Source organism: Streptomyces montanus, assembly GCF_005786655.1.
GTDB lineage: Bacteria > Actinomycetota > Actinomycetes > Streptomycetales > Streptomycetaceae > Streptomyces > Streptomyces sporangiiformans.
Map to the genome: position 1 here is coordinate 32,357 of NZ_VBZC01000043.1, position 26,163 is coordinate 58,519.

The 26,163-nt window shown below is 68.9% G+C and carries 25 protein-coding genes and 1 riboswitch; of the genes, 15 read left to right on the forward strand and 10 right to left on the reverse strand.

Translation table 11 applies throughout. The annotated features are described in order from the left end of the window. The first annotated feature begins 50 nt into the window (after positions 1-50). From FE633_RS31785 to FE633_RS31795, 3 genes are all read left to right on the forward strand, one after another. Complete coding sequence (locus FE633_RS31785; protein ID WP_138048635.1) at positions 51-284, forward strand: hypothetical protein; 234 nt, start codon at positions 51-53, stop codon at positions 282-284. 159 nt (positions 285-443) lie between these two features. Then, on the forward strand, positions 444-1,034 hold the full coding sequence (locus tag FE633_RS31790) for an N-acetylmuramoyl-L-alanine amidase (protein WP_138048636.1): 591 nt from the start codon (positions 444-446) through the stop codon (positions 1,032-1,034). A 27-nt stretch (positions 1,035-1,061) separates the two neighbouring features. Next, on the forward strand, positions 1,062-2,003 hold the full coding sequence (locus FE633_RS31795) for a 1-aminocyclopropane-1-carboxylate deaminase/D-cysteine desulfhydrase (RefSeq protein ID WP_138048637.1): 942 nt from the start codon (positions 1,062-1,064) through the stop codon (positions 2,001-2,003). A gap of 82 nt (positions 2,004-2,085) precedes the next feature. Here FE633_RS31795 and FE633_RS31800 read toward each other — a convergent pair whose 3' ends face one another. Beyond that, positions 2,086-3,348 carry an enolase C-terminal domain-like protein gene (locus tag FE633_RS31800; protein ID WP_138048638.1) on the reverse strand — a complete coding sequence of 421 codons (1,263 nt, stop codon included), beginning with the start codon at positions 3,346-3,348 and terminating at the stop codon, positions 2,086-2,088. Between the two features lie 106 nt (positions 3,349-3,454). Next, entirely contained in the window at positions 3,455-5,053 is a 1,599-nt protein-coding gene (locus FE633_RS31805) for a Na+/H+ antiporter (protein ID WP_138048639.1), read from the reverse strand. A gap of 61 nt (positions 5,054-5,114) precedes the next feature. On the opposite strand from FE633_RS31805, the gene FE633_RS31810 reads away from it, so the two are divergent. The 3 genes from FE633_RS31810 (at position 5,115) to FE633_RS31820 (ending at position 7,280) form a co-directional block, all read left to right on the forward strand. Continuing rightward, complete coding sequence (locus FE633_RS31810) at positions 5,115-5,375, forward strand: UBP-type zinc finger domain-containing protein (RefSeq protein ID WP_138048640.1); 261 nt, start codon at positions 5,115-5,117, stop codon at positions 5,373-5,375. Positions 5,376-5,634: 259 nt separating this feature from the next. Further along, positions 5,635-6,048, forward strand: a complete 414-nt coding sequence (locus tag FE633_RS31815; RefSeq protein WP_119106284.1) for an ATP-binding protein — start codon at positions 5,635-5,637, stop codon at positions 6,046-6,048. Then, positions 6,045-7,280, forward strand: coding sequence for an RNA polymerase sigma factor SigF (locus FE633_RS31820; RefSeq protein ID WP_138048641.1), 1,236 nt, complete (start codon positions 6,045-6,047; stop codon positions 7,278-7,280). The genes FE633_RS31815 and FE633_RS31820 overlap by 4 nt, the downstream gene beginning before the upstream one ends. A 30-nt stretch (positions 7,281-7,310) precedes the next feature. Here FE633_RS31820 and FE633_RS31825 read toward each other — a convergent pair whose 3' ends face one another. Next, positions 7,311-7,760, reverse strand: coding sequence for a hypothetical protein (locus tag FE633_RS31825; protein ID WP_138048642.1), 450 nt, complete (start codon positions 7,758-7,760; stop codon positions 7,311-7,313). Between the two features lie 171 nt (positions 7,761-7,931). Between FE633_RS31825 and FE633_RS31830 the strand changes: the two genes are divergently transcribed. Both FE633_RS31830 and FE633_RS31835 read left to right on the forward strand, forming a co-directional pair. Next, entirely contained in the window at positions 7,932-8,900 is a 969-nt protein-coding gene (locus tag FE633_RS31830; RefSeq protein WP_138048643.1) for a diacylglycerol/lipid kinase family protein, read from the forward strand. A 317-nt stretch (positions 8,901-9,217) separates the two neighbouring features. After that, positions 9,218-9,475, forward strand: a complete 258-nt coding sequence (locus FE633_RS31835) for a WhiB family transcriptional regulator (protein WP_016639615.1) — start codon at positions 9,218-9,220, stop codon at positions 9,473-9,475. A gap of 276 nt (positions 9,476-9,751) precedes the next feature. On the opposite strand, the gene FE633_RS31840 is transcribed toward FE633_RS31835, so the two are convergent. Then, positions 9,752-11,218, reverse strand: a complete 1,467-nt coding sequence (locus FE633_RS31840; RefSeq protein ID WP_171060194.1) for a sensor histidine kinase — start codon at positions 11,216-11,218, stop codon at positions 9,752-9,754. A 439-nt stretch (positions 11,219-11,657) separates the two neighbouring features. Beyond that, positions 11,658-12,311 (reverse strand): TetR/AcrR family transcriptional regulator, encoded by a 654-nt coding sequence (locus FE633_RS31845; RefSeq protein ID WP_138048679.1) that lies wholly within the window; start codon positions 12,309-12,311, stop codon positions 11,658-11,660. 160 nt (positions 12,312-12,471) lie between these two features. Between FE633_RS31845 and nagB the strand changes: the two genes are divergently transcribed. Then, on the forward strand, positions 12,472-13,257 hold the full coding sequence (gene nagB, locus FE633_RS31850; RefSeq protein WP_138048645.1) for a glucosamine-6-phosphate deaminase: 786 nt from the start codon (positions 12,472-12,474) through the stop codon (positions 13,255-13,257). Between the two features lie 83 nt (positions 13,258-13,340). Here nagB and FE633_RS31855 read toward each other — a convergent pair whose 3' ends face one another. The 4 genes from FE633_RS31855 to FE633_RS31870 form a co-directional block, all read right to left on the reverse strand. Further along, the gene (locus tag FE633_RS31855) at positions 13,341-14,843 is read right to left on the reverse strand and encodes a glycoside hydrolase family 3 protein (RefSeq protein ID WP_138048646.1); all 1,503 of its coding nucleotides are present in this window, start codon (positions 14,841-14,843) and stop codon (positions 13,341-13,343) included. Positions 14,844-14,851: 8 nt separating this feature from the next. Then, the gene (locus tag FE633_RS31860; protein WP_138048647.1) at positions 14,852-15,748 is read right to left on the reverse strand and encodes a carbohydrate ABC transporter permease; all 897 of its coding nucleotides are present in this window, start codon (positions 15,746-15,748) and stop codon (positions 14,852-14,854) included. Continuing rightward, entirely contained in the window at positions 15,745-16,746 is a 1,002-nt protein-coding gene (locus FE633_RS31865) for a carbohydrate ABC transporter permease (protein WP_171060189.1), read from the reverse strand. The genes FE633_RS31860 and FE633_RS31865 overlap by 4 nt, the downstream gene beginning before the upstream one ends. 90 nt (positions 16,747-16,836) lie before the next feature. Continuing rightward, a complete protein-coding gene (locus FE633_RS31870; RefSeq protein ID WP_138048649.1) occupies positions 16,837-18,138 on the reverse strand; it encodes a sugar ABC transporter substrate-binding protein in 1,302 nt (433 codons plus the stop codon). Positions 18,139-18,594: 456 nt separating this feature from the next. Between FE633_RS31870 and FE633_RS31875 the strand changes: the two genes are divergently transcribed. From FE633_RS31875 to FE633_RS31900, 6 genes are all read left to right on the forward strand, one after another. Further along, a complete protein-coding gene (locus tag FE633_RS31875) occupies positions 18,595-19,359 on the forward strand; it encodes a GntR family transcriptional regulator (protein WP_138048650.1) in 765 nt (254 codons plus the stop codon). Between the two features lie 191 nt (positions 19,360-19,550). Further along, complete coding sequence (locus tag FE633_RS31880; RefSeq protein ID WP_138048651.1) at positions 19,551-19,841, forward strand: DUF3311 domain-containing protein; 291 nt, start codon at positions 19,551-19,553, stop codon at positions 19,839-19,841. Then, the gene (mctP, locus tag FE633_RS31885; protein WP_138048652.1) at positions 19,838-21,466 is read left to right on the forward strand and encodes a monocarboxylate uptake permease MctP; all 1,629 of its coding nucleotides are present in this window, start codon (positions 19,838-19,840) and stop codon (positions 21,464-21,466) included. The genes FE633_RS31880 and mctP overlap by 4 nt, the downstream gene beginning before the upstream one ends. Before the next feature lie 226 nt (positions 21,467-21,692). Continuing rightward, positions 21,693-22,199 carry a GNAT family N-acetyltransferase gene (locus FE633_RS31890; protein WP_138048653.1) on the forward strand — a complete coding sequence of 169 codons (507 nt, stop codon included), beginning with the start codon at positions 21,693-21,695 and terminating at the stop codon, positions 22,197-22,199. Between the two features lie 63 nt (positions 22,200-22,262). Beyond that, positions 22,263-22,399: riboswitch (cobalamin riboswitch) on the forward strand. Positions 22,400-22,539: 140 nt separating this feature from the next. Next, positions 22,540-24,966: a ribonucleoside-diphosphate reductase subunit alpha gene (locus FE633_RS31895; protein WP_138048654.1), complete on the forward strand. Its 2,427-nt coding sequence runs from the start codon at positions 22,540-22,542 to the stop codon at positions 24,964-24,966. Continuing rightward, complete coding sequence (locus tag FE633_RS31900; RefSeq protein WP_138048655.1) at positions 24,966-25,979, forward strand: ribonucleotide-diphosphate reductase subunit beta; 1,014 nt, start codon at positions 24,966-24,968, stop codon at positions 25,977-25,979. Before FE633_RS31895 ends, FE633_RS31900 begins: the two co-directional genes overlap by 1 nt. Here FE633_RS31900 and FE633_RS31905 read toward each other — a convergent pair. Continuing rightward, positions 25,892-26,149, reverse strand: a complete 258-nt coding sequence (locus FE633_RS31905) for a hypothetical protein (RefSeq protein WP_171060190.1) — start codon at positions 26,147-26,149, stop codon at positions 25,892-25,894. The two genes, FE633_RS31900 and FE633_RS31905, sit on opposite strands and share 88 nt — an antisense overlap. Positions 26,150-26,163 lie beyond the last annotated feature (14 nt).

The following is a 26,163-nucleotide window of genomic DNA, read 5'->3' on the forward strand; positions in this document are numbered from 1 at the left end:
ATCGAGCCACCCGTTGAACCGGGCGACGGACGAGCGACGAGGAGACGGCAATGGCAGGCTTCCTGGACCGCGCCAAGGAACAAGCGCAGCGCGGCCTCACGCAGGGCAAGCAGAAGCTCGACGAAGTCCAGGCGCAGCGGGCGGGCAGCGATCTGCTCAAGAGCCTCGGCGCCGCGTACTACGCCGAACGGCGCGGCACCGGCTCCCCCGACGCCACACAGCGGGCCCTCCAGGCCCTGGAGAGCCACATCGCGACACACGGCGACGGGTTCCTGCGCGCCTGACGAGGCCCACCCGCACCGCCGCACCAGGCCGATCCGCTGACCGAATCGGTTCGCCCCGCTGTGCGAACAGGTGGTCCATACCGCCGGGTTCCGGTACAAGCAGCGGTACGAGGCGGCCGCGACCGGTGGCTGTCGCTCTTCCTGCGTGAGGAGGCGGTCATGGCCTCACCCATGTCCGCGGGCAGTTTCCTGGAGCGGCTCAAGGACGAAGGCCTCACCGTGGTCGAGGTCGGCGACTGGGAGCACCACAACCGCAATCACAAGGGCCCCTGGGGCCCTGTCCACGGCGTGATGATCCACCACACGGTGACGTCGGGCAGCGCACGGACGGTCGAGATCTGCCGCGACGGCTACAGCGGCCTGCCCGGACCGCTGTGCCACGGCGTCATCACGAAGGACGGCCGCGTGCACCTCGTCGGCTACGGCCGCGCCAACCACGCGGGGCTCGGCGACGACGACGTACTGCGCGCGGTCATCGCCGAGAGCGCGCTCCCGCAGGACAACGAGGCGAACACCGACGGCAACCGCCACTTCTACGGCTTCGAGTGCGAGAACCTCGGTGACGGCGAGGACCCCTGGCCCGAGGCCCAGCTGGACGCCATCGAGCGGGCCTCGGCGGCGATCTGCCGCCATCACGGCTGGACGGAGCGCTCGGTCATCGGCCACCTCGAATGGCAGCCGGGGAAGGTCGACCCGCGCGGCTTCACGATGGCCTCCATGCGGGAACGCATCCGCGACCGTCTGAACTGATCACGGCCCGGCGCAGGGCCCGGACACATGTCCGACAATGGTCGTGTGACCAGGTCCGACGTCCCCGAAGATCCCGATTTTTCCGCCGTCCTGCGGCCGCGGCTGCCGTCGCCGCTGCAGGACGTCGTCGACGAGCGCTTCGCGCGTCACGGCGTACGGCTGGCGCTCAAGCGGGACGACCTGATCCACCCGGACCTGGTGGGCAACAAGTGGCGCAAGCTGGCCCCGAACCTTCGTGCCGCGGCCGGTCGTACGGTCCTCACCTTCGGTGGCGCGTACTCGAACCATCTGCGCGCCACCGCCGCCGCGGGCCGCCTCCTGGGCCTGGCCACCATCGGCGTGGTCCGCGGCCAGGAGCTGGCCGGCCGCCCTCTCAACCCGTCGCTCGCCCGGTGCGTGTCCGACGGCATGCGGCTCCATTTCATCGACAGGTCGACTTACCGTCACAAGAGCGAGCCGGAGACACTGAGCGCCGTTCTCCGGGAGGCGGGTGCCGAGGACGCCTACGTCGTTCCCGAGGGCGGCAGCAACTCCGCCGCCGTACGCGGTTGCATGGCCCTCGGCGAGGAGTTGCGCGGCAGCGCCGACGTCGTCGCGCTCGCCTGCGGCACGGGCGGCACGCTGGCGGGCCTGGCCGCCGGCCTCGGCCCCGGACAGCGCGCCCTGGGCATACCGGTCCTCAAGGGCGGCTTCCTCGACGCGGAGATACGCGCGCTCCAGGGCCAGGCCTTCGGCGGCCTCCGTGGCGACTGGTCCCTCGACGACCGGTTCCACTTCGGCGGCTACGCCCGTACCACCTCCGAACTCGACGCCTTCGCCGCCGACTTCGAGCAGCGTCATGGTCTGTCCGTCGAGCGCCTCTATGTCGCCAAGGCGCTGTACGGACTCCTCGCCCTCACGGAAGAGGGCGCCTTCCCCCGTGGGACGAGACTGGCGGCCGTGATCACGGGAGCGCCGCCCGCCCCGTAGATCCGCTCACCTCACAGGCCGGTTCGTCACGCAGGCGGTTCGTCACACAGCCGGTACGCCACGCAGCCGGGTCGCCACCAGGTCACCACCGGGGCAGCTTCCGCACGTACTCCGGATGGAACCGCCGCATGTACCCCGTGTCGTCGCGGCTCTTCTTCCCTGAGTCGACGTACACGCGATGGGCCCGTTCCAGGGCGTCCGGGTCGAGCTCGACGCCGAGGCCCGGGCCCGTCGGGACCTTGACGCAGCCGTCGCGGAGTTCCAGGGCGCCCGGGACGATGATGTCGTCGGGCGAGTTCCAGGGGTAGTGGGTGTCGCAGGAGTGGTCGAGACGGGGGATGGCCGCGGCGACATGGGTCATGGCGGCGAGGCTGATGCCCAGGTGCGAGTTGGAGTGCATGGACAGCCCGAGTCCGAAGGCCTCGCACACGGCGGCGAGTTCGCGGGTACGGCGCAGCCCGCCCCAGTAGTGGTGGTCGGTGAGCAGCACCTGGATCGCGCCGGCTTCGACGCCCGGACGCAGGTGTTCCCAGGCGACGACGCACATGTTGGTCGCCAGGGGCATGGGGGCTGTCCGCGCGACCTCCGCCATTCCGGGGATGGTCGCGGTGGGGTCCTCCAGGTATTCGAGGACGTCCTCCAGTTCCCGCGCCACGTACCGCGAAGTCTCCACGGTCCACGCCGCGTTGGGGTCGAGACGCAGCGGCCGGCCGGGAAAGGCCGCGGCGAGGGCACGGATCGCGGCGATCTCCTCGTCGGGCGGGAAGACACCGCCCTTGAGCTTGAAGGACCGGAAACCGTGGCGCTCCTGCATCAGCCGGGCCTGTTCGACGATGCCGGCCGGATCGAGGGCCTCGCCCCAGGAGTCGGGTACGGCGGGGCGGCCGTCGAGAGCGGGGTGTTCGGCCCACTTGTAGAAGAGGTACGCGGCGAAGGGGACGGAGTCGCGGACGGCGCCCCCGAGCAGGTCGGAGACGGGGCGGCCGGTCAGCTTGCCCTGTGCGTCGAGGCAGGCGACCTCGACGGCGGAGGTGGTCCAGCCGCGTTCATGGGAGCTCGGGACGGTCGGCAGCAGCGCGGCGTCGATGGCGGCGGCGATGGCCGTGGTGTCGAAGACGTCCATTCCGGGGACGACCCGGGCGGCGACCTGGAGGCGTTCGAGGCGTACGGTGCCGCCCGTCGACTCGCCGAGGCCTACGGTCGTGCCGTCCTCCAGCGCGAGCTGCAGGACACAGCGCAGGGCCAGCGGCTCGTGCACTCCGTCGGCGTTGAGGAGCGGTGGGTCGCGGAACGCGATGGGGGTGATGGTCAGTTCACGGATGCGTGTAGCGCCGAGGGCACTCATGCTCGTACCGCCTCCAGGCCATGGCCGTCGTTCACATACGCGAACGTGATTCATGAATCTAAAGATCGCTGAAAAGTAGGATCCTTTCGGCCACGTGTCAAGGCGCTCAGGTGGTCGTCTCCCGGTAGGCCGCCGCCTCCTCCAGGTCCAGCCGCCTGAGCAGCGTCCGCAGCATCTCGTCGTCGATGTAGCGGCCGTCCCGCAGCTTCACGAACACCGCGCGCTCGGCGCCGATCATGGCGCCCGACAGCCGCCGGTACGTGTCGTCCGCGGTCTCCCCGGTCACGGGATTCACCGCGCCGAGCCGCTCCCACACGGCGTTGCGGCGCCGCTCCAGGACCATACGGAGACGGTCGGCGAGCGGGGGCGGCAGCGCGTTGCGCTCGTCGCCGAGGAGCTCGTCCAGGCGCTGCTCGGCGGCCCGGGACGCCTGCGCCTGGGCGTTCGCCTCCGCGAGCGTCTCGGCCTGCGGGTCACGCCCGGGCAACTTCAGCAGGCGGATCAGCGGGGGCAGCGTCAGCCCCTGCACGACCAGGGTCCCGATGACCGTCGTGAAGGTCAGGAAGAGGATGAGGTTGCGGCCGGGAAAGTCCTCACCCCCGTGCACCGTCTCCGGGATCGAGAAGGCGATCGCCAGCGAGACCACACCCCGCATCCCGGCCCAGCCGACGACGAACGGCCCCTTCCAGGTGGGATCCGCCTCCCGCTCCCGGATCCGCGCGGACAGCAGGCGCGGCAGATACGTCCCGGGATACACCCAGACGAAGCGGGTCACGACCACGACCAGGAAGAGGGCCACCGCGTACCAGGCGGCGCTCAGCCCCTCGTACTCCCCAAGCCCCTTCAGGACGACGGGCAGTTGCAGACCGATCAGCGCGAAGACCGCCGACTCCAGGATGAACGCGACCATCTTCCACACCGCCGCCTCCTGGAGCCGGGTCGCGAAATCGACCTGCCAGGAGCGGTGCCCGAGGTAGAGGGCGACGACGACCACGGCGAGCACTCCGGAGGCGTGCACCTGCTCGGCGACCGCGTACGCGAAGAAGGGGATCAGCAACGAGAGGGAGTTCTGCAGCAGCGGCTCCTTCAGGTGGGTCCGCAGCCAGTGGATCGGCACCATCAGGACGAGCCCGATCCCGACGCCGCCGAGCGCCGCCAGCAGGAACTCGCCGATTCCGCCCGCCCAGGTCGCGCCCTCACCGACGGCGGCGGCGAGCGCGACCTTGTAGGCGGTGATCGCGGTCGCGTCGTTCACCAGGGATTCGCCCTGCAGGATCGTGGTGATCCGCGAGGGCAGCCCGACCCGCCGCGCTACCGCGGTCGCCGCCACCGCGTCCGGCGGCGCCACGACCGCGCCGAGCACCAGCGCGGCGGCGAGCGGCAGGTCCGGCACGATCAGATACGCGGCCCAGCCGACGGCGAGCGTCGCGAACAGCACATATCCCACCGACAGCAGCGCGACGGGCCGGATCTGCGCCCGCAGATCGAGGTACGAGCTGTCCGTGGCCGCCGTGTACAGCAACGGAGGCAGCAGCAGCGGCAGCACCACATCGGGGTCGAGGGTGTACCCGGGCACCCCGGGGACGTACGAGACGGCCAGGCCCACCGCGACGAGCAACAGCGGTGCCGGGACAGCGGTACGGCGGGCCGCACCGGCGATGGCGGCGCTGCCCGCGACCAGCAGGAGCAGAGGCATCACATGCATCGGTTTCGGCCCGCCTTCTTTTTCGCGCTGCTTTCCGCGCGCCCGTCGTAACCTGGCCATCATGAAACAGTGCACGCATGCCGACGCGCTGCCGCTTGCCGAGCCCGCACCACTCAGCGACACCTGTCTCGAGTGCCGTGCGGCCGGCACCCATCCGGTGCAGCTGCGGCTGTGCCTGACCTGCGGCCATGTGGGCTGCTGCGACTCATCGCCGATGCGGCACGCGACAGAGCACTACAAGGAGACGGGACACCCGATCATGCGCACCCTTGAGCCCGGAGCGAGCTGGCGCTGGTGCTTCGTCGACCACGTACTCGTGTGACGAACGGCCCGGACGGTTCGACCGTCTGACGTCTGGGTACGTCAACCCGGCGCGCGCTCTTCCCAATTGGGCCCGCAGACCCCCTAGCCACTGTGTGTATTCATAGGTTTACTATGAGTGACAGAAAGGGCCTTGGGGTCCCGAGGACAGGACACTTGAGAGCGCGATAGCGTCACCGCTGAACCACGTAGCGCGTTATCGCGTTACCCGAGGGGCGACCCTCGGCCCCGATAGAGCTTGTACCACCTTGGAGGTGAGGGTGTCCCAGATCGCAGGCGAGCCCGCGACCCAGGACTTCGTGGAAGTCCGGCTGCCCGCTGCGGGTGCCTACCTGTCGGTGCTGCGCACGGCCACGGCCGGCCTCGCGGCGCGTTTGGACTTCACCCTCGACGAGATCGAGGACCTGCGCATCGCTGTCGACGAGGGCTGCGCGATCCTGCTGCAACAGGCCGTGCCCGGTTCGGTTCTCAGCTGTGTCTTCCGGCTGATCGACGACTCGCTGGAGGTGACGGTCTCAGCTCCGACCACTGACGGCCACGCCCCTTCGCGGGACACCTTCGCCTGGACCGTGCTGTCGGCCCTCGCGGGCAAGGTGTCCTCCTCGGTCGCCGACGACAAGACCGTTTCGATCAGCCTCTACAAACAGCGCGGCGCGGGACCCGGGCCGGCGTGAGGAACGGGGACGGGCCGGTGCGGGACGAAGAGCGCGGCACACGGGAACTTCCCGCCGAGGGTGGAGGTCACCCCTGCTCCTGGGAGTCCTCCCGCTCGAGCGAAGTCGAGCGCGGCGGAGGAGCCGATAGCTTGGGGAAGGACCTCCCGAGCGGGCCACGGCACACGGCGGAAGGTGTCGACGGCATTCCCGAGCAGCAGGCCAGGCCGCACCCGGAGGACGACTCCTCGGCAGCCGAAGCGTCTCGGCCCGGGGGTCCCCCCGGTTCGGGCGCGACCGAGAACTCGGGGGGCGAGCCGATCGACGAGGACGAGCGCGAGGCGCTCTCCGGCCGTGACGGGCAACGGGATTCAGAAGGTGCCGCGCAAAGCGCCTCCTTGGAAGGGCGGCGGCGGGTGACGGGCGGGACTATGAGCGAGCAGCACGAGCGACACGCCGACAACGGCGCGGGTGCCGCGTCAGGTGCACAGCACGACCCCCAGGACCGCAGCGGGGCTCGGGCCAAGTTCATCGAGCTGCGCAAGTTGCGGGACGGCAGCCCGGAGTACGCGGAGCTGCGCAATCAGCTGGTCCGGATGCACCTGCCGCTTGTCGAGCACCTCGCGCGCCGCTTCCGCAACCGCGGCGAGCCGCTGGACGACCTCACCCAGGTCGCCACCATCGGCCTGATCAAGTCGGTCGACCGCTTCGACCCGGAGCGCGGCGTCGAGTTCTCCACGTACGCGACCCCGACGGTGGTCGGCGAGATCAAGCGGCACTTCCGTGACAAGGGCTGGGCGGTGCGCGTACCGCGCCGGCTGCAGGAGCTGCGCCTCGCGCTCACCACGGCGACCGCGGAGCTCTCGCAGCAGCACGGCCGCTCCCCCACCGTGCACGAGCTGGCCGAGAAGCTGGCCATCTCGGAGGAGGAGGTCCTGGAGGGTCTGGAGTCGGCCAACGCGTACTCCACGCTTTCCCTGGACGTCCCCGACACGGACGACGAGTCCCCGGCCGTCGCGGACACGCTGGGCGCCGAGGACGAGGCCCTGGAGGGGGTCGAGTACCGGGAATCCCTCAAGCCACTGCTCGAGGATCTGCCGCCCCGCGAGAAGCGCATCCTGCTGCTGCGCTTCTTCGCCAACATGACCCAGTCCCAGATCGCCCAGGAGGTCGGCATCTCCCAGATGCACGTCTCGCGCCTCCTGGCACGGACACTGGCCCAGCTCCGGGAGAAGCTCCTCGTCGAGGAGTGACCGTCGACCGTCGTGTACGGGCAGCGCCCCTTACTTCTGATCCTGCACGTCGCCGGGGCCCCGGATCCCGAGGGCCCGGGTCGTCTCCGGGTTCAGCAGGAGGAACAGCGCGGCGACCGCGACGACGGCCAGGGCGATGCCGCCGGGAATGGCGAGGCTGTCGGCCTGGAGCAGCGTCCAGGCCACCGGCAGCGCCATGATCTGCGTGATGATCGCGGGGCCCCGGCTCCAGCTGCGCCGCTTGAGCAGCCCGCGCGCGGCCAGCAGCGGCAGCAGCGCGAGCACGATCAGCGTGACCCCGCCCGTGACGGCCTGCTGACGGTCGTCCGGGTGACCGGTCAGCCCCCTCACCGCCATGTAGGCGCCCGCGACTACCAGGGCGATGCCCTCCAGGGCGGCCAGCGCCGCCGCGGCGGTCAGCCGCCTGGGGCGGGGGCCTGCTTCGGGGGCGTCCGGGGCGGGGGTCTGCGCAGAACTCACCCCTGAAGGGTAGCCCTCGGCCCGCGCCGCCCGGCGGCCGCCCGGCCACCGCCCGGGGTCTCCGACCGGGGCCCCGAGCCCGCCCGACGCGGCCGAGCCGATGCCGCGCGGTCCTACTGGATCCTCACCTCGGTGTGGGCCGAGTACCACTCGGTAGGTACGCTGCATCGCATGCGTGCACTTCTCGTGGTCAATCCGGCAGCAACTACCACCAGCGCACGCACGCGTGACGTCTTGATCCACGCCCTGGCGAGCGAGATGAAGATCGAAGCGGTCACCACCGAGTACCGCGGACACGCCAGAGACCTCGCCCGGCAGGCGGCGGAGAGCAAGGACATAGACCTGGTCGTGGCCCTCGGCGGCGACGGCACGGTCAACGAGGTCGTGAACGGTCTGCTGCACCAGGGGCCCGACCCCGACCGTCTGCCCGGCCTCGCCGTCGTCCCCGGCGGCTCCACCAACGTCTTCGCCCGCGCCCTGGGCCTGCCCAACGAGCCCGTGGAGGCCACCGGCGCCCTGCTCGACGCGCTGCGCGACGGCGGGCAGCGGACGGTCGGCCTGGGCCTCGCGGCAGGCACCCCGGGTACGGAGGACGAGGCCGTGCCGTCCCGCTGGTTCACTTTCTGCGCGGGATTCGGCTTCGACGCCGGCGTGATCGGGCGGGTCGAGCAGCAGCGCGAGCGCGGCAAACGCTCCACGCACGCCCTTTATATGCGCCAGGCGGTACGCCAGTTCCTGGGCGAGCCCCATCGCAAGGGCGGCACGATAGTGCTGGAGCGGGACGGCGAGGACCCGGTGTCCGATTTGGTGCTGTCGATAGTCTGCAATACGTCTCCCTGGACGTATCTGGGCAATCGCCCGGTGTATGCGTCCCCTAAGGCCTCGTTCGAAACTGGCCTGGACGTACTGGGTCTCAGCCGGATGTCCACGGCCGCGGTCGCCCGATATGCCACGCAGTTGCTCACTTCGTCCCCCGAGCGGGGGCCCCATGGCAAGCACGCCCTGTCCCTGCATGACCTGACGGACTTCACCTTGCATTCGAAGGTGCCACTCCCCCTTCAGATGGACGGCGACCATCTAGGACTGCGTACGAGCGTGACGTTCACAGGCGTACGCCGTGCACTGCGTGTGATTGTGTGAGCAGAACGGGCTAAAGTCCTTTCACTCGAACGTTTAGGCCAGGATCCACCCCATAGAAGTACGGCTGTGACCTAGTCGACACCGAGGAATCAAAAAAAACTTTTCGGAAGGGGTTGTATCCGCCGCTGAGGTTTGCGAGTCTCTACGTGGCGCTCGGGGCGGCCCGCAGAATCGGCCCCACAGAGAGCCAGAACCCCTCCTCACATCAAGGACCACACCAGTCCGCCTGGTAGTCGGCCCTTCACTTGTTGAGGGATTCGTGAAAGCGTTCACATTCACAAGCAACCCGCATGTAAGACCAAGGAGAGGTAGCAGCCATGGACTGGCGTCACAACGCCGTTTGCCGCGAGGAAGACCCCGAGCTGTTCTTCCCCATCGGCAACACCGGTCCTGCGCTGCTGCAGATCGAGGAAGCCAAGGCCGTCTGCCGCCGCTGCCCCGTCATGGAGCAGTGCCTGCAGTGGGCGCTCGAGTCCGGCCAGGACTCCGGCGTCTGGGGTGGTCTCAGCGAGGACGAGCGCCGCGCCATGAAGCGCCGCGCCGCCCGCAACCGGGCCCGTCAGGCCTCCGCCTGACAACCCGCCCCGCAACAGCCTGAGCTTGGCGGCGCGTACAGCGAGTACGCATCTCCCGCCCCCGAGCCGCAGCGCGCAGTACCCCCGATGCGCATAGTGCACGAGCTATCAGCCCCGGACCGTTTCACAGGTCCGGGGCTCATTGCTGTTCCGGGCTCGTTGCCGTTCGGGGGGGGGCGTTGCTGTTCGGGGGCTCGTTGCCACGCCTGACTGTGTGGACAAGTTGTGAGGATTGCTTGTGCGCATCCTTCGCACGGGCGGAGCGACTCGTGCCGGCTACTTGTGGCCCTCCACCGGGATGTCCAGGATCACCCGCGTTCCGCGCTCCGGGGCCGGGACCATGTCGAACGTGCCACCCAACTCGCCCTCCACCAGCGTTCGTACGATCTGCAGGCCCAGGTTGCCCGAGCGGTGCGGGTCGAAATCCTGCGGGAGGCCGACGCCGTCGTCCTGGACGGTGACGAGGAGACGGGACTCCTTGGTGGTGCCGCCGCGGACCGCCGAGACCTCGACCGTGCCGGTGTCGCCCTGCCGGAAGCCGTGCTCCAGCGCGTTCTGCAGAATCTCGGTGAGGACCATGGACAGCGGCGTGGCGACCTCGGCGTCGAGTATGCCGAAGCGGCCGGAGCGCCGGCCCGTGACCTTGCCCGGGGAGATCTCGGCCACCATGGCGAGCACCCGGTCGGCGATCTCGTCGAACTCCACGCGCTCGTCCAGGTTCTGGGACAGCGTCTCGTGCACGATCGCAATCGACCCGACGCGGCGTACGGCCTCTTCGAGGGCTTCGCGGCCCTTCTCGGAGTCGATACGACGGGCCTGGAGCCGCAACAGTGCCGCGACCGTCTGGAGGTTGTTCTTCACCCGGTGGTGGATCTCCCGGATGGTCGCGTCCTTGGTGATCAACTCGCGCTCGCGGCGCCGCAGTTCGGTGACGTCCCGCAGGAGGACGAGCGAACCGACACGGGTGCCCTTGGGCTTGAGCGGAATCGCGCGGAGCTGGATCACACCGTCGTTGCTCTCGATCTCGAACTCGCGGGGTGCCCAGCCGCTGGCGACCTTGGCCAGCGCCTCGTCCACCGGGCCCCGCGAGGGGGCGAGTTCCGCCGTAGTCTTGCCGAGGTGGTGGCCGACCAGGTCGGCGGCCAGGCCCAGACGGTGGTACGCGGAGAGCGCGTTCGGCGACGCGTACTGGACGACACCGTCGGCGTCGAGCCGGATCAGACCGTCGCCCACCCGTGGCGAGGCGTCCATGTCGACCTGCTGGTCGGGGAACGGGAAGGAGCCCGCCGCGATCATCTGGGCGAGGTCGGACGCGCTCTGGAGATAGGTGAGTTCGAGCCGTGAGGGGGTGCGCACGGTGAGCAGGTTCGTGTTGCGGGCGATGACGCCCAGGACGCGCCCTTCTCTGCTGACGGGGATGGACTCGACCCGTACGGGGACCTCCTCGCGCCACTCCGGGTCGCCCTCCCGCACGATCCGGCCCTCGTCCAGGGCGGCGTCCAGCATGGGGCGGCGGCCGCGGGGGACGAGGTGGCCGACCATGTCGTCCTGGTACGAGGTGGGGCCGGTGTTCGGCCGCATCTGGGCCACCGAGACATAGCGGGTGCCGTCGCGCGTGGGAACCCACAGGACGAGGTCGGCGAAGGAGAGGTCGGAGAGGAGCTGCCACTCCGAGACCAGCAGATGGAGCCACTCGAGGTCGGAGTCTCCGAGGGCGGTGTGCTGGCGGACGAGTTCGTTCATGGAGGGCACGTCAGCGAGCGTACCTGGGAGTTCGGACATGACCCGAAATCGGCGATCCCGGCCCCCTTCGTCGGACGCTCCTCGCGAGCCCCTGAAACACCCACGGGCCCCGGAAACACCCGCGGGCCGCGGCGCCTGAGAGGGACCCTCAACCCTCCCGGCACCGCAGCCCGGAGCAGCATCGGCCGCGGGGTGTGCGGTCCCGGTCGGCCGAAGGATGAGGAGCCGGTGCCGTCAGGGCAGAGAGCGCCGGTTCCTCGATCCGTCTTCCTGTGCGGGGAAGACGGAGGCTTGATCATTCAATTGCGTTCTCAAGCTTCGCCTACGATTGTGGACTAGACCACTCTCGCCTGTCCATGCGTTGGCGGATGTTTGTTGTTGTGTCTTTATCCAACAAGCTCGCGCTCACTGTCCACCACGCAGCCTAGCGCCGGTCGGTTCACGAGCGGGGCCAGATTGCCATCGCGAGTTCGGCGAGTGCCTCCAGCTCCCCCTTGGTGGCTCCGTCGCGGGACTGCTGGGACATGCCCTGGATCATGGCTCCGGTGTGCCGGGCGAGGGCCGCGGCGTCGACGTCCGCGGACAGCTCGCCCGCGGCGATGTCGGCTTTTATGCGGCTCTCGATGGCGGCGATGTCCGCGTTGCGCCGCTCCCGCAGGGACTCCTCCACCTCGGGGGTGGTGCAGTTGGTGGCCGCGTGGATGACCAGGCACCCGTGCGGATGCCCCGGCTCGGTGTACTCGGCCGCCGCCTCGCGCAGCATCCGCTCCACGGCGGCACGGGCCGTCGGCTCCTCGGCGAGCGCACGGTCGCCGAACGAGCCGTATCGCGCGCCGTACGCGCGGACGACCTCCTCGAAGAGCGAGCGCTTGTCGCCGAAGGCCGCGTACAGGCTGGGCGCGCCGATCCCCATGACCCGGGTGAGGTCGGAGACCGAGGTCGCCTCATAGCCGTGCTCCCAGAACGCGTGGATCGCCCGCTCCAGCGCGGTCTCGCGGTCGAAGGAGCGGGGGCGGCCGCGCGGCTTGCCCTGACGGCGGCCCGCGTGCTGCGCGTCCTGCGGTTTCGTCTCGTCGCCGGTCTCCGGTCTCATCGCCATGCCGCGCATTTTATAGCGGGCACTAGAGAAACGTCGGTGGTCTGCTGTGGCGGGACGTTCACCACCTGGACACTGTCACGCGGGGCCGATTCTGCTAGATTGGTCTATACCACATACACAGTCGAGTCCCCCTTTCAGAACGGCAGGCCCCAGCGTGGAAGTTGTCATCGTTCCCGACGCCGAGGCGGGTGGCGAGCTCATAGCCGAGGCCATGGCGCAGTTGCTCCGGCACAAGCCCGACGCCCTGCTCGGTGTGGCGACCGGCTCGACCCCGTTGCCCATTTACGAGGCCTTGGCGGCGAAGGTGAGCGCCGGGGCCGTGGACGTCTCGCGGGCGCGGATCGCGCAGCTCGACGAGTACGTGGGACTGCCGACCGACCATCCCGAGTCGTACCGCTCCGTGCTGCGGCGTGAGGTGCTGGAGCCGCTGGGGCTGGACATGGCCGCGTTCATGGGGCCCGACGGGGCCGCGGCGGACGTGCAGGCGGCGTGCGCGGCGTACGACAAGGCGCTCGCCGAGGCCGGCGGGGTCGACCTCCAGCTGCTCGGCATAGGGACCGACGGGCATATCGGGTTCAACGAGCCGTGCTCGTCGCTTGCCTCGCGTACGCGGATCAAGACGCTGACCGAGCAGACCCGGGTCGACAACGCGCGGTTCTTCGAGGGCGACATCGAGCAGGTGCCGCATCACGTCATCACTCAGGGGATCGGGACGATTCTGGAGGCACGGCATCTGGTGCTGCTCGCCACCGGTGAGGGCAAGGCGGACGCGGTGGCGGCGACCGTCGAGGGGCCCGTCGCCGCGGTGTGCCCCGCCTCAGCGCTCCAACTGCACCCGCACGCCACGGTCGTCGTGGACGAGGCGGCCGCCTCCAAGCTGAAGCTCGCGGACTACTTCCGGCACACCTACGCCAACAAGCCCGACTGGCAGGGCATTTAGGACGCCGTACGGACGAGGCCATGGGAAGGGCCGGGTGCCCAGAAGCACCCGGCCCTTCCCATGAGTGGGCCTATGCCACCACCTCACGTGCCGGCGATGACCTCCGCCGCCGCCAGACCGCATACGCGGGCCGCCCCGTGCGTGGCGATGTGCAGCACTCCTCTGGGCGGGGCCTGGGGAACGCCCATCTCGACCACGACGGTGTCGGGGCGGGCGGCGAGGAGGATGTCGAGGGCTTCGTTCATCCAGGCGTGGCGGTGGGCGTCGCGGACCACGGCGACGATACGGCGGGATCCCGCGGCCGCGAGCGCCGCGCCGGCGAGTGCCTCGGCCTCCGCCCGCTCCCCCGTGAAACTCCCCGTCTCCGTCCCCGGGAGCAGACGCCGGAGCTCCGCGGCGACGCCCCACGGGGTCTCGTCGCCGACGGCGAAGTTGGCGACAGGGGTGAACGCGGCGACATACGGAGCGCCGGTGACCGGAGTGAAGTGCTCCGCACGCGTGACCGTCAGCGCCCGGCGGGCCGCGACCAGGCCCACAGCCGAAGCCCCGCTCCGCCGCGAACCGCCCTCGCTCCGCGCCGAAGTCCAGGAGGCCAGGGCCCGGACCCGGGAGGCGGCATCCGCCAGCCGCTCCTCGGACAACTCCCCCGCACGCACCGCCGAGACCAGTGCGTCGCGCAGTCGCAGCACCGTCGCCTCGTCGGCGAGTCCTCCGCCCACACAGATGGCGTCGGCGCCGGCGGCGATCGCCAGGACGGTGCCCCGTTCGATGCCGTACGTGCCGGAGATGGCCTGCATTTCCATGCCGTCGGTGACGATCAGACCGTCGTAGCCCAGCTCCTCGCGCAGCAGCCCGGTCAGGATGCGGGGCGAGAGGGTCGCGGGGAGGTCCGGGTCCAGGGCCGGGACCAGGATGTGCGCGGTCATCACCGCGCGTGTCCCCGCCTCGATGGCCGCGCGGAACGGGGCCAGCTCCCGGGACTGCAGGACCGGCAGCGCCGCGTCGATGCGCGGCAGCGCGTGGTGCGAGTCGACCGCCGTGTCGCCGTGGCCCGGGAAGTGCTTGGTGCAGGCGGCGACTCCGGCGGACTGGAGGCCGGCGACGTATGCGGCCGTGTGCCGGGCGACCAGTGCGGCATCGGCGCCGAAGGAGCGTACGCCGATGACGGGGTTGCCGGGGTTGGAGTTGATGTCGGCGGAGGGTGCCCAGTTGAGGTTCACGCCGCACTCGGCGAGGCGGCTGCCCAGTTCGAAGGCGACCTCCTCGGTCAGTGAGGCGTCGTCCACCGCGCCCAGCGCGTGGTTTCCGGGGAACGACGACCCCGTACGCACCTCCAGGCGCGTGACATCACCTCCCTCCTCGTCGATGGCGACCAGGACGTCGTCACGCTCGGCGCGCAACTGGGCGGTCAGTGAGGCGAGCTGGCCGGGCGAGGCGATGTTCCGGCCGAAGAGGCCGACGGAGGCCAGCCCCTCGCCCAGCCGCCGCAGCAGCCAGGAGGGTGCCGAGGTCCCGGTGAAGCCGGGCTGCAGGACAGCCAGGGCGTCACGCGTCAGGGTGGATGTCCCACCGGTGAGTGTCGTCATCGGTGGCCTTATCCCTTCACGGCACCGGAGGTGAGACCCGAGGCCATTTTCTTCTGGACGAGCATGAAGAACACGACCACCGGGAGGGCGATGAGTGTGGAGGCGGCCATCAGCGCGCCGTAGTCGACGCCACGGGACGTGGTGAAGTTCATCAGCCACACGTTCAGGGTGTACTTGTCGTTGTCCTGGAGCACCACATAGGCGAGCAGGTACTCGTTCCACGCGTTGATGAGCGAGAAGATCGAGGCCGCGGCGAGGCCCGGAGCGAGCAGGGGGAAGATGACGCGCCAGAAGGCGCCCATCCGGCTGCAGCCGTCGACCATCGCCGACTCTTCCAGCTCCTTGGGGATGTTGATCACGAAGCCGCGGATCATCCAGGTGGCGAAGGGCAGCGCGGAGACCAGGTAGATGATGATGACGCCCCAGTACTCATTGAGCGCGCCCAGGCTGTTGAGCTGGATGTAGATGGGGATGAGCATCGCGGTCGGCGGCAGCAGCTGGATCGCCAGAAGCGTGATCATGAACGCCTTGCGGCCGGCGAAGTGGAACCGTCCGATCGCGAAGGCGGCGATCGTCGACAGCAGCATCGCCCCGATCACGGCGGTGACGCAGATGATCAGGCTGGACTGGATCGCCGAGCCGAAGTTCGGAGCGTCGATCGCCCGCTTGAAGTTGTCGAAGGTGACCGAGGACGGCCACAGCGTCTGGTCGTAGCTGCGGATCTCCTGGTTGGGCCGTAGCGCGCTGACGACCAGCCAGTAGACCGGGAAGGCCATCACGACGCAGGCGACGACGCCGACGAGGTTGTAGACGTGCCGGCTCTTCTTCTTGCGGTCCGGACGCGGTGCCGGACGGGGCTCCGGGCGGGCGGACGGTGCCGGGCGGGTGGACGTCGTGGCGCTCACTCGACCTCTCCGATCTTGAGCAGCTGGCGCAGGTAGTACACGGCGACGCCGGAGAGCAGCAGCACCGTGATGAGCGAGATGGCCGCACCCTGGCTGAAGGAGTTGGATTCGAAGGCCTTCTCGAACGAGTAGATGCCCAAGAGGCTGTACTCCGGCTCCGGCTTGTTGCCGCGCATCAGGAAGACCTGGCCGAAGACGTTGAAGTCCCAGATCACCGAGAGCGTGGCGACCATCTGGAAGACCGGTTTGATGACGGGCCAGGTGACGTAGCGGAACACGCCGAGCGCGCCCGCTCCGTCCAGCGCCGCCGCCTCCTCCAGTTCCCTGGGCACCTGGGTGAGGGCGGCGTAGAGGGTGATGGCCACGAACGGGATGGCGCCCCAGATGACGACGGCGGCGATGATCAGGAAGCCCTGCTTGGGATCGAGCCACCAGTTGTGGCCGCGGAAGTCGAGCCCCAGGTATTTCGTCAGCATCATGTTCAGGACGCCGTAGTCGGAGTCGGCGAACCAGCGGAAGATCGAGGTCGCCACGAGCAGCGGCATGGCCCAGGCGGCGACCAGCGCCGCGGTCAGGGCGAGCCGTATCCACAGGCTCATGCGCTGCATGGCCTGGGCAAGGAAAAGTCCGATGCCCATGGTGGCGACGACGCAGGCGACCATGAACAGCACCGTGCGCCACACGACGTCCCAGAACCGGCCGTCGCCGAGGATGTTGGTGAACTGCTCGAAGCCGACCCATTCGGCCGCCTGACCCGTCCAGAGCTCCCGGCGCCCCACATCCTGGAAGGACATGATCACCGTCTTGACGAGCGGCCAGACGAACACCGCGGCGATCGCCACGACCGTGGGGGCTATCAGGGCATAGGGCAGATAGGCGCCCGCTCGTCTCCTCGGTGCTCTTCCGGCCGCGGCCCGCGGGGCATCATGCTGCTCCGGCTGCTCGGGCTGCGGGACGGACACCGGGGGGTCGGCTGCTTTCATTTCGGCGGCACTCACTGTGCTGGCCTTCCGTTCGAACCGGTAACCGGAGTGCGGAGACGGCGGGCCTGGGGGTGGGCCCGCCGTCCCCGATGGGTGATCAAGAGGTCAGGAGGCCTCGTTGATCAGCTGGTCGATCTCCGCGTCGGCGGCCTTGGTGGCGTCCGCGACCGACTTGCCCTTGAGGATGTCGAGCAGCATCAGCTCGAGCGTTTCCTTCTTCTCGACCGCGGCCCAGCCCGGCGCGATGGGCGTGAACCAGGCGTCCGGCACGGCGTTGGCGATCGGGGCCGTCTCCGGCTTGGTCTTCAGCGGCTCCAACTGCTTGGTGTTGTTGGGCAGGATGTTCTTCTCGGCGAGCGCGGCCTCGGACTTCTCGCTGGTGAAGATCGAGATCCAGTCCTGCGCCAGGTCCTGGTTCTTGGACTTGGAGATGGTGGCCAGGTCGGAACCGCCGATGAAGGAGGGCAGCGCCTTGCCGTTCGGGCCGGGCATGCCGGCGGTGCCGATCTTGTCCTTCAGCTTGGGGTTGCCGTTGGCCGCCGGGTCGATGACGCTGCCGGACTCCCAGCCGTTGCCGTAGATCATGGCCGTCTTCTTGTTGGCCATGACGTTGGCGTGGTCCTGCTCGTCCTTGGTCTGGTCGCCGTTGTTGTACTTCTTGACCAGGTCGACGTAGTGCTGGATACCCTCCTGCGCCTCCGGCGAGGAGAGCGTGGCCTTCCACTTCTTGCTGCCCTCGTCGTACTCGGCGATCTTGCCGCCGTAGGCGGCGACGTACGACATGGCGGCGTACCAGTAGCGGCCCGGGAGGTAGAGCGGCGAGAACGCCTTGTCCTTCTTGCCGTACTTGGCCTCGATCTTGTCGAGCGCCTTGGTCAGGCCGTCCTCGGTCTCGGGGATGGTGTCCTTGCCGGTGGCGGCCTTGAACATCTCCTTGTTGTAGATGGCCACACGCGCACCGGCGTAGTAGGGCACGCAGTACAGCTTGCCCTCGTAGGAACAGGTGTCCTTCAGGCCGGAGATCCAGGTGTCCGAGTTGTCATACTTCTTCGCGTCGATCTCGCCGAGGGCCCCATTGAGGATGTACGTCATGGTCTCGGTGTTGCCGAGCTCGACCACGTCGGGGAACTTGCTGCCGGAGAGGGCCGCGTCGAGCTTCTTGGTCTTGTCCCCCCACTGCTGGTACTGAACGTTGACCTTGACGCCCGGGTACTTCCCGTTGAACTCGGCATTGGCCTGCTTGACCAGCTCCGGCCAGGTGCTCTGGGCGTCCGTCATCAGCCAGACGGTCAGCTCACCCTTGCGGTCCTTGGGATCCTTGGCCGCCTCTTTGTCGCCGCCGCCGCACGCCGCAATGGAGACCATCATGCCCGCGATACCGATCGCGGCTATCAGCTTGCGCTTCACGCCCACCCTCCTCAGGGATGCCACAAACCCCCCTGCCCACCGCGGTGACATATGACGAGATACCCGTGGGGCCAGGCCCTGGTCCTCAATGGTTTAGACCAGTACCGGGGAGCTTGGACCAGACCATTGGGCCTGTCAAGAGGTTCAAAGTGGGCTCCTGGAGTCCGTTATGGGACCTACATATGCAGGAACCTTTAAGCAAGAAACCAGCGAAAAGAGCAGGTCGGCCGACGGGCCCCGCACTGGACCACTTCGATAGGGTGGACTAGACCAGCGGGAGTCCCCGACGGTATACAGAAGAGATCACGGACGGTACGAGAACGCTCGCACGACGGCGTGCGGGCAACACCCGCACCCGAAACACGCGGGCCCTCGCACACGAAGCCGTGCCACGATGTGAGCCGTGGCCGACGCGTAGGTCGGCCGCATCGGCACCCGGAGCCGGGAAGGCAGAGGATGAGCACCGACGTGACCAGTGCGGAGAACGAGGGTGGGTCCCCCATCCGTACCGCGCGTGTGCCCAAGTACTACCGCCTCAAGAAGCATCTGCTCGACATGACGGAGACGCTGCCGCCCGGAACGTCGGTACCCCCCGAGCGCACCCTGGCCGCCGAGTTCGACACCTCGCGTACCACCGTCCGCCAGGCCCTCCAGGAACTCGTCGTGGAGGGCCGGCTGGAACGGATCCAGGGCAAGGGCACCTTCGTCGCCAAGCCGAAGGTCTCACAGACGCTCCAACTCACCTCGTACACCGAGGACATGAGGGCCCAGGGCCTCGAACCCACCTCGCAGCTCCTGGACATCGGCTACATCACGGCCGACGACACCCTCGCCGGGCTCCTCGACATCTCGGCGGGCGGCCGCGTCCTGCGCATCGAGCGGCTGCGCATGGCCAACGGCGAGCCGATGGCCATCGAGACGACGCATCTGTCCGCCAAGCGCTTCCCTGCCCTCAGGCGGAGTCTGGTGAAGTACACGTCCCTCTACACGGCGTTGGCCGAGGTGTACGACGTCCATCTCGCCGAGGCCGAGGAGACCATCGAGACCTCGCTGGCCACCCCACGCGAGGCCGGCCTGCTCGGCACCGACGTGGGCCTGCCCATGCTGATGCTGTCGCGGCACTCGCTGGACGGCGCGGGGCAGCCGGTGGAGTGGGTGCGTTCCGTCTACCGCGGCGACCGCTACAAGTTCGTCGCCCGGCTCAAGCGGCCTGTGGAGTAGCGCGATGCGGGCCCTCTGGTGGGGCCCGTACTGGCCGCGCACATGGGGTACTTGCCGTACAGCTCATCCGGACAGCGCTCGTACCGTCCCGGCGCGAGCCCGGATTCCGGACGGGGGTTCCCTAACGCCGAGCCGTCGCTTAGATTTCCTGCGCGTTGCAATGGTGATCAGTGAGGGGACGGAGCCGTCTTATGTCAGATGCGCCAGACGCGTCGGATGCGCCTGAAGTCAGAGCGCCGGTGGTGACCCCGGTGCGTGTGGTGATCGCTTTCTGCCTGATCGCGCCATTCGTGGCGATGCTCTGGGTGGGCTCGTACGCGAAGGTCGACCCGGCCCTCGCCGGCATCCCGTTCTTCTACTGGTACCAGATGCTGTGGGTGCTCCTCTCCACCGCGCTCACGATGATCGCGTACAAGCTGTGGCAGCGTGATCAGCGTGCCCAGCGCGCCCGCACGTCGCGGGACGGGGGTGCGTCGGCATGAAGGACGGCGTGAACGGCGTCGCACTCGCCGTCTTCATCTTCTTCTTCCTGGCCGTCACCGTCATCGGCTTCCTGGCCACGCGCTGGCGCAAGGCCGAGAACGAGCACAGCCTCGACGAATGGGGCCTGGGCGGACGGTCGTTCGGAACCTGGATCACCTGGTTCCTGCTGGGCGGCGACCTCTACACGGCTTATACGTTCGTGGCGGTCCCGGCGGCGATCTACGCGGCGGGCGCGGCCGGCTTCTTCGCCGTCCCCTACACGATCCTCGTCTACCCCCTGATCTTCACCTTCCTGCCGCGGCTGTGGTCGGTGTCGCACAAACACGGGTACGTGACGACGTCGGACTTCGTGCGCGGACGCTTCGGCTCCAAGGGCCTGTCGCTGGCGGTGGCCGTGACGGGCATCCTCGCCACCATGCCCTACATCGCGCTCCAACTGGTCGGCATCCAGGCCGTGCTGGACGTGATGGGCGTCGGCGGCGGCGAGGACACGAACTGGTTCGTCAAGGACCTGCCGCTGCTCATCGCCTTCGGCGTGCTGGCCGCGTACACGTACTCGTCGGGTCTTCGCGCCCCGGCCCTCATCGCGTTCGTGAAGGACACCCTGATCTACATCGTGATCGCGGTGGCCATCATCTACATCCCGATCAAGCTGGGCGGCTTCGACGACATCTTCGCGAAGGCGGGCGACGCGTTCAGCCAGACCAACCCCGCGACGGGCGCACCCCGCGGCGCTCTGGCACCGGCTGACGCCGGCCAGTGGACGTACGCGACGCTCGCGCTCGGCTCGGCTCTAGCGCTGTTCATGTACCCGCACTCGATCACGGCGACGCTGTCCTCGCGCAGCCGTGAGGTGATCCGCCGCAACACCACCATCCTGCCGCTGTACTCCCTGATGCTGGGGCTGCTCGCGCTGCTGGGCTTCATGGCGATCGCGGCCGGGGTCAAGGTGCAGAACGGGCAGTTGGCGATCCCGCAGCTCTTCGAGACGATGTTCCCCGACTGGTTCGCGGGCGTGGCGTTCGCGGCGATCGGTATCGGCGCGCTCGTCCCGGCGGCCATCATGTCCATCGCGGCGGCGAACCTCTTCACCCGCAACATCTACAAGGACTTCATCAAGCCCGACGCGACCCCGGCACAGGAGACGAAGGTCTCCAAGCTGGTGTCGCTGCTGGTGAAGGTCGGTGCGCTGGCCTTCGTCCTGACGATGGACAAGACGGTCGCGATCAACTTCCAGCTCCTCGGCGGCATCTGGATCCTCCAGACCTTCCCGGCTCTGGTCGGCGGTCTGTTCACCCGGTGGTTCCACCGCTGGGCGCTGCTGGCGGGCTGGGCGGTCGGCATGGTCTATGGGACGGTGGCCGCGTACGGTGTCGCGTCCCCGACGCAGAAGCACTTCGGTGGCTCGGCGAAGGAGATCCCGGGGATCGGGGAGATCGGCTACATCGGTCTGACGGCGTTCGTGCTGAACGTGGTGGTGACCGTGGTCCTCACCTTCGTCCTGACGGCGGTCAAGGCCCCGGCGGGCATCGACGAGACGTCCCCGGAGGACTACACGGCGGACGCGGGCGACAAGGGTGTCCAGGTGGAACTGCCTCCGGCGACGGCGGGCTCCGCGCACTAGCCGCGGCCGCCCCTACCCATTCCCATCCCCTGGGGCTCCGCCCCAGACCTCGCTCCTCAAACGCCGGACGGGCTGATCTTCAGCCCGTCCGGCGTTTGAGGACGAGGCCGTTCAGGCCGATACGGGGGGTCTGGGGGCGCAGCCCCCAGGGATGGGACGGGTAGGGGCGGCGGGGGCGAGAAAACCCGGCGGTCCGGCGTCGTACCCGTCGTGCACACTGCATCGCATGGACATCGTGATCCGAGCAGCGGACCCCGAGGAGTACGACACCCTCGGCGAGATCACCGCGCAGGCATACCTCCAGGACGGGCTGCTGGACTTCGGGGAGAGCGACAGGTACCTCGGTGAGCTGCGGAACGTGGCCAAGCGGGCCGCCGCCGCCGACGTGCTCGTCGCCACCGAGCACGATCGCGTGCTCGGAGGAGTGACCTTCGTGCCGGCCGGCGGCCCGATGGCGGACATCGCGCGCACGGGCGAGGCCGAGATACGGATGCTGGCGGTCACCAAGGAGGCCCGCGGCCGAGGCGTAGGAGAGGCGCTCGTACGCGCCTGCGTCGAGCGCGCACGGGCCACGGACGGCTGCGTAGGCATGGTGCTGTCCACTCAGCGCGCCATGCACAGCGCCCACCGGATCTACGAGCGCCTCGGTTTCCGGCGCACCCCCGAGCGCGACTGGAACCCGATTCCGCACCTCGACGACATCACTCTCCTCGCCTACGAATTGACGCTCTGACACTCTTACAGCCGACATGCGACACAACATGTAGGGGTGCTTTCCCGGCCCGGCACAAGATGTATGCTCATGCTCGCTGTCGCCGCAGGGGAATCCGGTGCGAATCCGGAACTGTCCCGCAACGGTGTACTTGTGCGTGTTCGTCCAGTCGTTCGCGTACCAGCGTCAGTCCGAGGACCTGCCGACAGCGTGCCCAGGCCGTCCGGCCCGGGTTCCGATGACGTCCGGGCCTCGCGGAGTGGGCCGGTGGACGCGGCGTACCACCGCGCAGAGTGCGTACGTCCGTGTGCCCCGAACCCTCTTCCCGCGGGCCCCCTGCCGAGCGAGGGAGATCCCCCACGTGACCATCGCGCCAGCCGATCCGGCTTCAGCGACCGAGGCGACCGTGACACAGGCCGAGGCCGAAGCCGACGGGCCGGGGACCGTGTTGCTACGGACCTTGACCGACCTCACCGCCGACCTCCCCGACGCCGACCCCGGCAGGGTCGCCGCCGCCGCGCTGCGCGGCCGGTCCGCCACCGCGGACGAGACGGAGCTGCGCGTGCTGGCCACCGAGGTGGCCGCGGGCCTCATCTCCGACGACCCGGTGTACTCGAAGCTGGCCGCGCGCCTGCTGACGGTCAGTATCGCCGCCGAGGCCGCCTCGCAGGGCGTACGGTCCTTCTCCGAGTCCGTCGCGGTCGGGCATCGGGAAGGTCTCATCGCCGATCGCACCGCCGAGTTCGTACGGGTCCACGAGGACCGGCTCGACGCGCTCATCGACCCCGCCGGCGACGACCGCTTCGGCTACTTCGGCCTGCGCACCCTCCACAGCCGCTACCTTCTGCGACACCCGATCACCCGGTACGTCATCGAGACCCCGCAGCACTTCCTGCTGCGCGTCGCCGCGGGTCTCGCCGACGACACGGCGTCCGGTCCCGCCACAGACACCAGGTCCGTCGACGAAGTGGCCGCGCTCTACGGCCTGATGAGCCGGCTCGACTACCTCCCCTCCTCCCCCACGCTCTTCAACTCCGGCACGCGGCACCCGCAGATGTCGTCCTGCTATCTCCTCGACTCCCCGAAGGACGAGCTCGACTCCCTCTACGACCGCTACCACCAGGTGGCCCGGCTCTCGAAGCACGCGGGCGGCATCGGGATCGCGTACTCCCGTGTCCGTTCCCGTGGTTCGCTGATCCGCGGTACGAACGGGCACTCCAACGGCATCGTCCCGTTCCTGAAGACCCTCGACTCCTCGGTCGCCGCGGTGAACCAGGGCGGCCGGCGCAAGGGCGCGGCCGCGGTCTACCTGGAGACCTGGCACTCCGACATCGAGGAGTTCCTGGAGCTGCGCGACAACACCGGTGAGGACGCCCGGCGTACGCACAACCTGAACCTGGCGCACTGGGTCCCGGACGAGTTCATGCGCCGGGTCGCCGAGGACCGCGTGTGGTCGCTGTTCTCGCCGTCCGACGTGCCCGAGCTGGTCGACCTGTGGGGCGAGGAGTTCGACGCCGCGTACCGCAAGGCCGAGGACGCGGGACTCGCGAAGAAGACCATCCCGGCCCGCGAACTGTACGGCCGCATGATGCGCACCCTCGCGCAGACCGGCAACGGCTGGATGACCTTCAAGGACGCGGCCAACCGCACCGCCAACCAGACGGCCCTGCCCGGCCACACGGTCCACTCCTCGAACCTCTGCACGGAGATCCTGGAGGTGACGGACGACGGGGAGACGGCCGTGTGCAACCTGGGGTCCGTCAACCTGGGGGCGTTCGTGGACACCGATTCCCAGGACATCGACTGGGAGCGGCTGGACCAGACCGTCCGCACCGCCGTCACCTTCCTCGACCGCGTCGTCGACATCAACTTCTACCCGACCGAGCAGGCGGGCCGCTCCAACGCCAAGTGGCGTCCGGTGGGCCTGGGCGCGATGGGCCTGCAGGACGTGTTCTTCAAGCTGCGGCTGCCCTTCGACTCGCCGCGGGCGCGCGCCCTGTCGACCCGCATCGCCGAGCGCATCATGCTCGCCGCGTACGAGGCGTCCACCGACCTCGCCGAACGCAACGGCCCGCTGCCGGCATGGGAGAAGACACGTACGGCCCAGGGTGTCCTCCACCCCGACCACTTCGACGTGGAGCTCGTCTGGCCCGAGCGCTGGGCCGCGCTGCGCGAGCGCATCGCCTCGGTCGGCATGCGCAACTCGCTGCTGCTGGCGATCGCCCCGACCGCGACCATCGCGTCCATCGCGGGCGTCTACGAGTGCATCGAGCCGCAGGTCTCCAACCTGTTCAAGCGCGAGACGCTGTCCGGCGAGTTCCTCCAGGTCAACTCGTACCTGGTGGACGAGCTGAAGAAGCTCGGCCTGTGGGACGCACAGACCCGCGAGGCGCTGCGCGAGTCGGGCGGCTCGGTGCAGGGCTTCAGCTGGGTGCCCCAGGACGTGCGCGAGCTGTACCGCACGGCGTGGGAGATCCCGCAGCGCGGTCTCGTCGACATGGCCGCCGCCCGCACCCCGTTCCTGGACCAGTCGCAGTCCCTGAACCTCTTCATGGAGACGCCGACCATCGGCAAGCTCTCCTCGATGTACGCGTACGCCTGGAAGCAGGGCCTGAAGACGACGTACTACCTGCGCTCGCGCCCGGCGACCCGGATCGCCCGCGCGGCCGGTTCGAACTCCGCCGCCCAGGCGCGGCCCCAGAAGAACATCCCCGTCCAGCAGGCCGCCGACCCCGACTCGGTCGCCTGCTCCCTGGAAAACCCCGAGTCCTGCGAGGCCTGCCAGTAATGACGAAGCGTCACCAGAATCTCCTCGACCCCGGCTTCGAGCTGACTCTCCGTCCCATGCGCTACCCGGACTTCTACGAGCGCTACCGGGACGCGATCAAGAACACCTGGACCGTGGAGGAGGTGGACCTCCACTCGGACGTGGCCGATCTCGCGAAGCTGTCGCCGGGCGAGCAGCACCTCATCGGGCGTCTGGTCGCGTTCTTCGCGACGGGCGACTCGATCGTCGCGAACAACCTGGTGCTCACCCTCTACAAGCACATCAACTCCCCCGAGGCGCGCCTGTATCTGTCCAGGCAGCTCTTCGAGGAGGCCGTGCACGTCCAGTTCTACTTGACGCTGCTCGACACCTATCTCCCCGACCCGGAGGACCGCGCCGCCGCGTTCGACGCGGTCGAGAACATCCCGTCCATCCGCGAGAAGGCCGCGTTCTGCTTCAAGTGGATGGACTCGGTGGAGAAGATGGACCGGCTGGAGAGCCAGGCCGACCGCCGCCGGTTCCTGCTCAACCTCATCTGCTTCGCGGCGTGCATAGAGGGTCTTTTCTTCTACGGTGCCTTCGCGTACGTCTACTGGTTCCGCAGCCGTGGTCTGCTGCACGGCCTGGCGACCGGCACCAACTGGGTGTTCCGCGACGAGACGATGCACATGTCCTTCGCCTTCGACGTGGTCGACACGGTCCGCAAGGAGGAGCCGGAGCTCTTCGACGACGAGCTCCGGCAGCAGGTCACCGACATGCTCCGGGAGGCCGTCGAGGCCGAGCTGCAGTTCGCGCGCGACCTGTGCGGTGACGGTCTCCCGGGCATGAACACCGACTCGATGCGGCAGTATCTGGAGTGCGTCGCCGACCAGCGCCTGACGCGGCTCGGCTTCGCTCCGGTGTACGGCTCCGAGAACCCCTTCTCCTTCATGGAGTTGCAGGGGGTTCAGGAGCTGACCAACTTCTTCGAGCGGCGTCCGTCGGCGTACCAGGTGGCGGTGGAGGGCACCGTCGACCTGGACGAGGACTTCTGACTCTTCTGACTCCTCCGGCTCCGGTCCTCGGCCGAAGCGTCCTCGGCCTCCCTGAGCTGACGGTCGATGCGCCTGTCGTGCGCGATGCCGATCAGTGCGGGGAGGACGAGGACCGCGAGGATCCCGAGGACGGTCAGCATTCCGGTGAGGGCTTCCATGTGTGTATCCATGGACACCACTGTCG

Coding starts and splice junctions, on each gene's coding strand:
- FE633_RS31785 (WP_138048635.1), top strand. CDS start 51: ATGGCAGGCTTCCTGGACCGCGCCAAGGAACAAGCGCAGCGCGGCCTC.
- FE633_RS31790 (WP_138048636.1), top strand. CDS start 444: ATGGCCTCACCCATGTCCGCGGGCAGTTTCCTGGAGCGGCTCAAGGAC.
- FE633_RS31795 (WP_138048637.1), top strand. CDS start 1,062: ATGTCCGACAATGGTCGTGTGACCAGGTCCGACGTCCCCGAAGATCCC.
- FE633_RS31800 (WP_138048638.1), bottom strand. CDS start 3,348: ATGAGTGCCCTCGGCGCTACACGCATCCGTGAACTGACCATCACCCCC.
- FE633_RS31805 (WP_138048639.1), bottom strand. CDS start 5,053: ATGCATGTGATGCCTCTGCTCCTGCTGGTCGCGGGCAGCGCCGCCATC.
- FE633_RS31810 (WP_138048640.1), top strand. CDS start 5,115: ATGAAACAGTGCACGCATGCCGACGCGCTGCCGCTTGCCGAGCCCGCA.
- FE633_RS31830 (WP_138048643.1), top strand. CDS start 7,932: ATGCGTGCACTTCTCGTGGTCAATCCGGCAGCAACTACCACCAGCGCA.
- FE633_RS31835 (WP_016639615.1), top strand. CDS start 9,218: ATGGACTGGCGTCACAACGCCGTTTGCCGCGAGGAAGACCCCGAGCTG.
- FE633_RS31840 (WP_171060194.1), bottom strand. CDS start 11,218: ATGAACGAACTCGTCCGCCAGCACACCGCCCTCGGAGACTCCGACCTC.
- FE633_RS31845 (WP_138048679.1), bottom strand. CDS start 12,311: ATGAGACCGGAGACCGGCGACGAGACGAAACCGCAGGACGCGCAGCAC.
- FE633_RS31855 (WP_138048646.1), bottom strand. CDS start 14,843: ATGACGACACTCACCGGTGGGACATCCACCCTGACGCGTGACGCCCTG.
- FE633_RS31875 (WP_138048650.1), top strand. CDS start 18,595: ATGAGCACCGACGTGACCAGTGCGGAGAACGAGGGTGGGTCCCCCATC.
- FE633_RS31880 (WP_138048651.1), top strand. CDS start 19,551: ATGTCAGATGCGCCAGACGCGTCGGATGCGCCTGAAGTCAGAGCGCCG.
- mctP (WP_138048652.1), top strand. CDS start 19,838: ATGAAGGACGGCGTGAACGGCGTCGCACTCGCCGTCTTCATCTTCTTC.
- FE633_RS31890 (WP_138048653.1), top strand. CDS start 21,693: ATGGACATCGTGATCCGAGCAGCGGACCCCGAGGAGTACGACACCCTC.
- FE633_RS31900 (WP_138048655.1), top strand. CDS start 24,966: ATGACGAAGCGTCACCAGAATCTCCTCGACCCCGGCTTCGAGCTGACT.
- FE633_RS31905 (WP_171060190.1), bottom strand. CDS start 26,149: ATGGATACACACATGGAAGCCCTCACCGGAATGCTGACCGTCCTCGGG.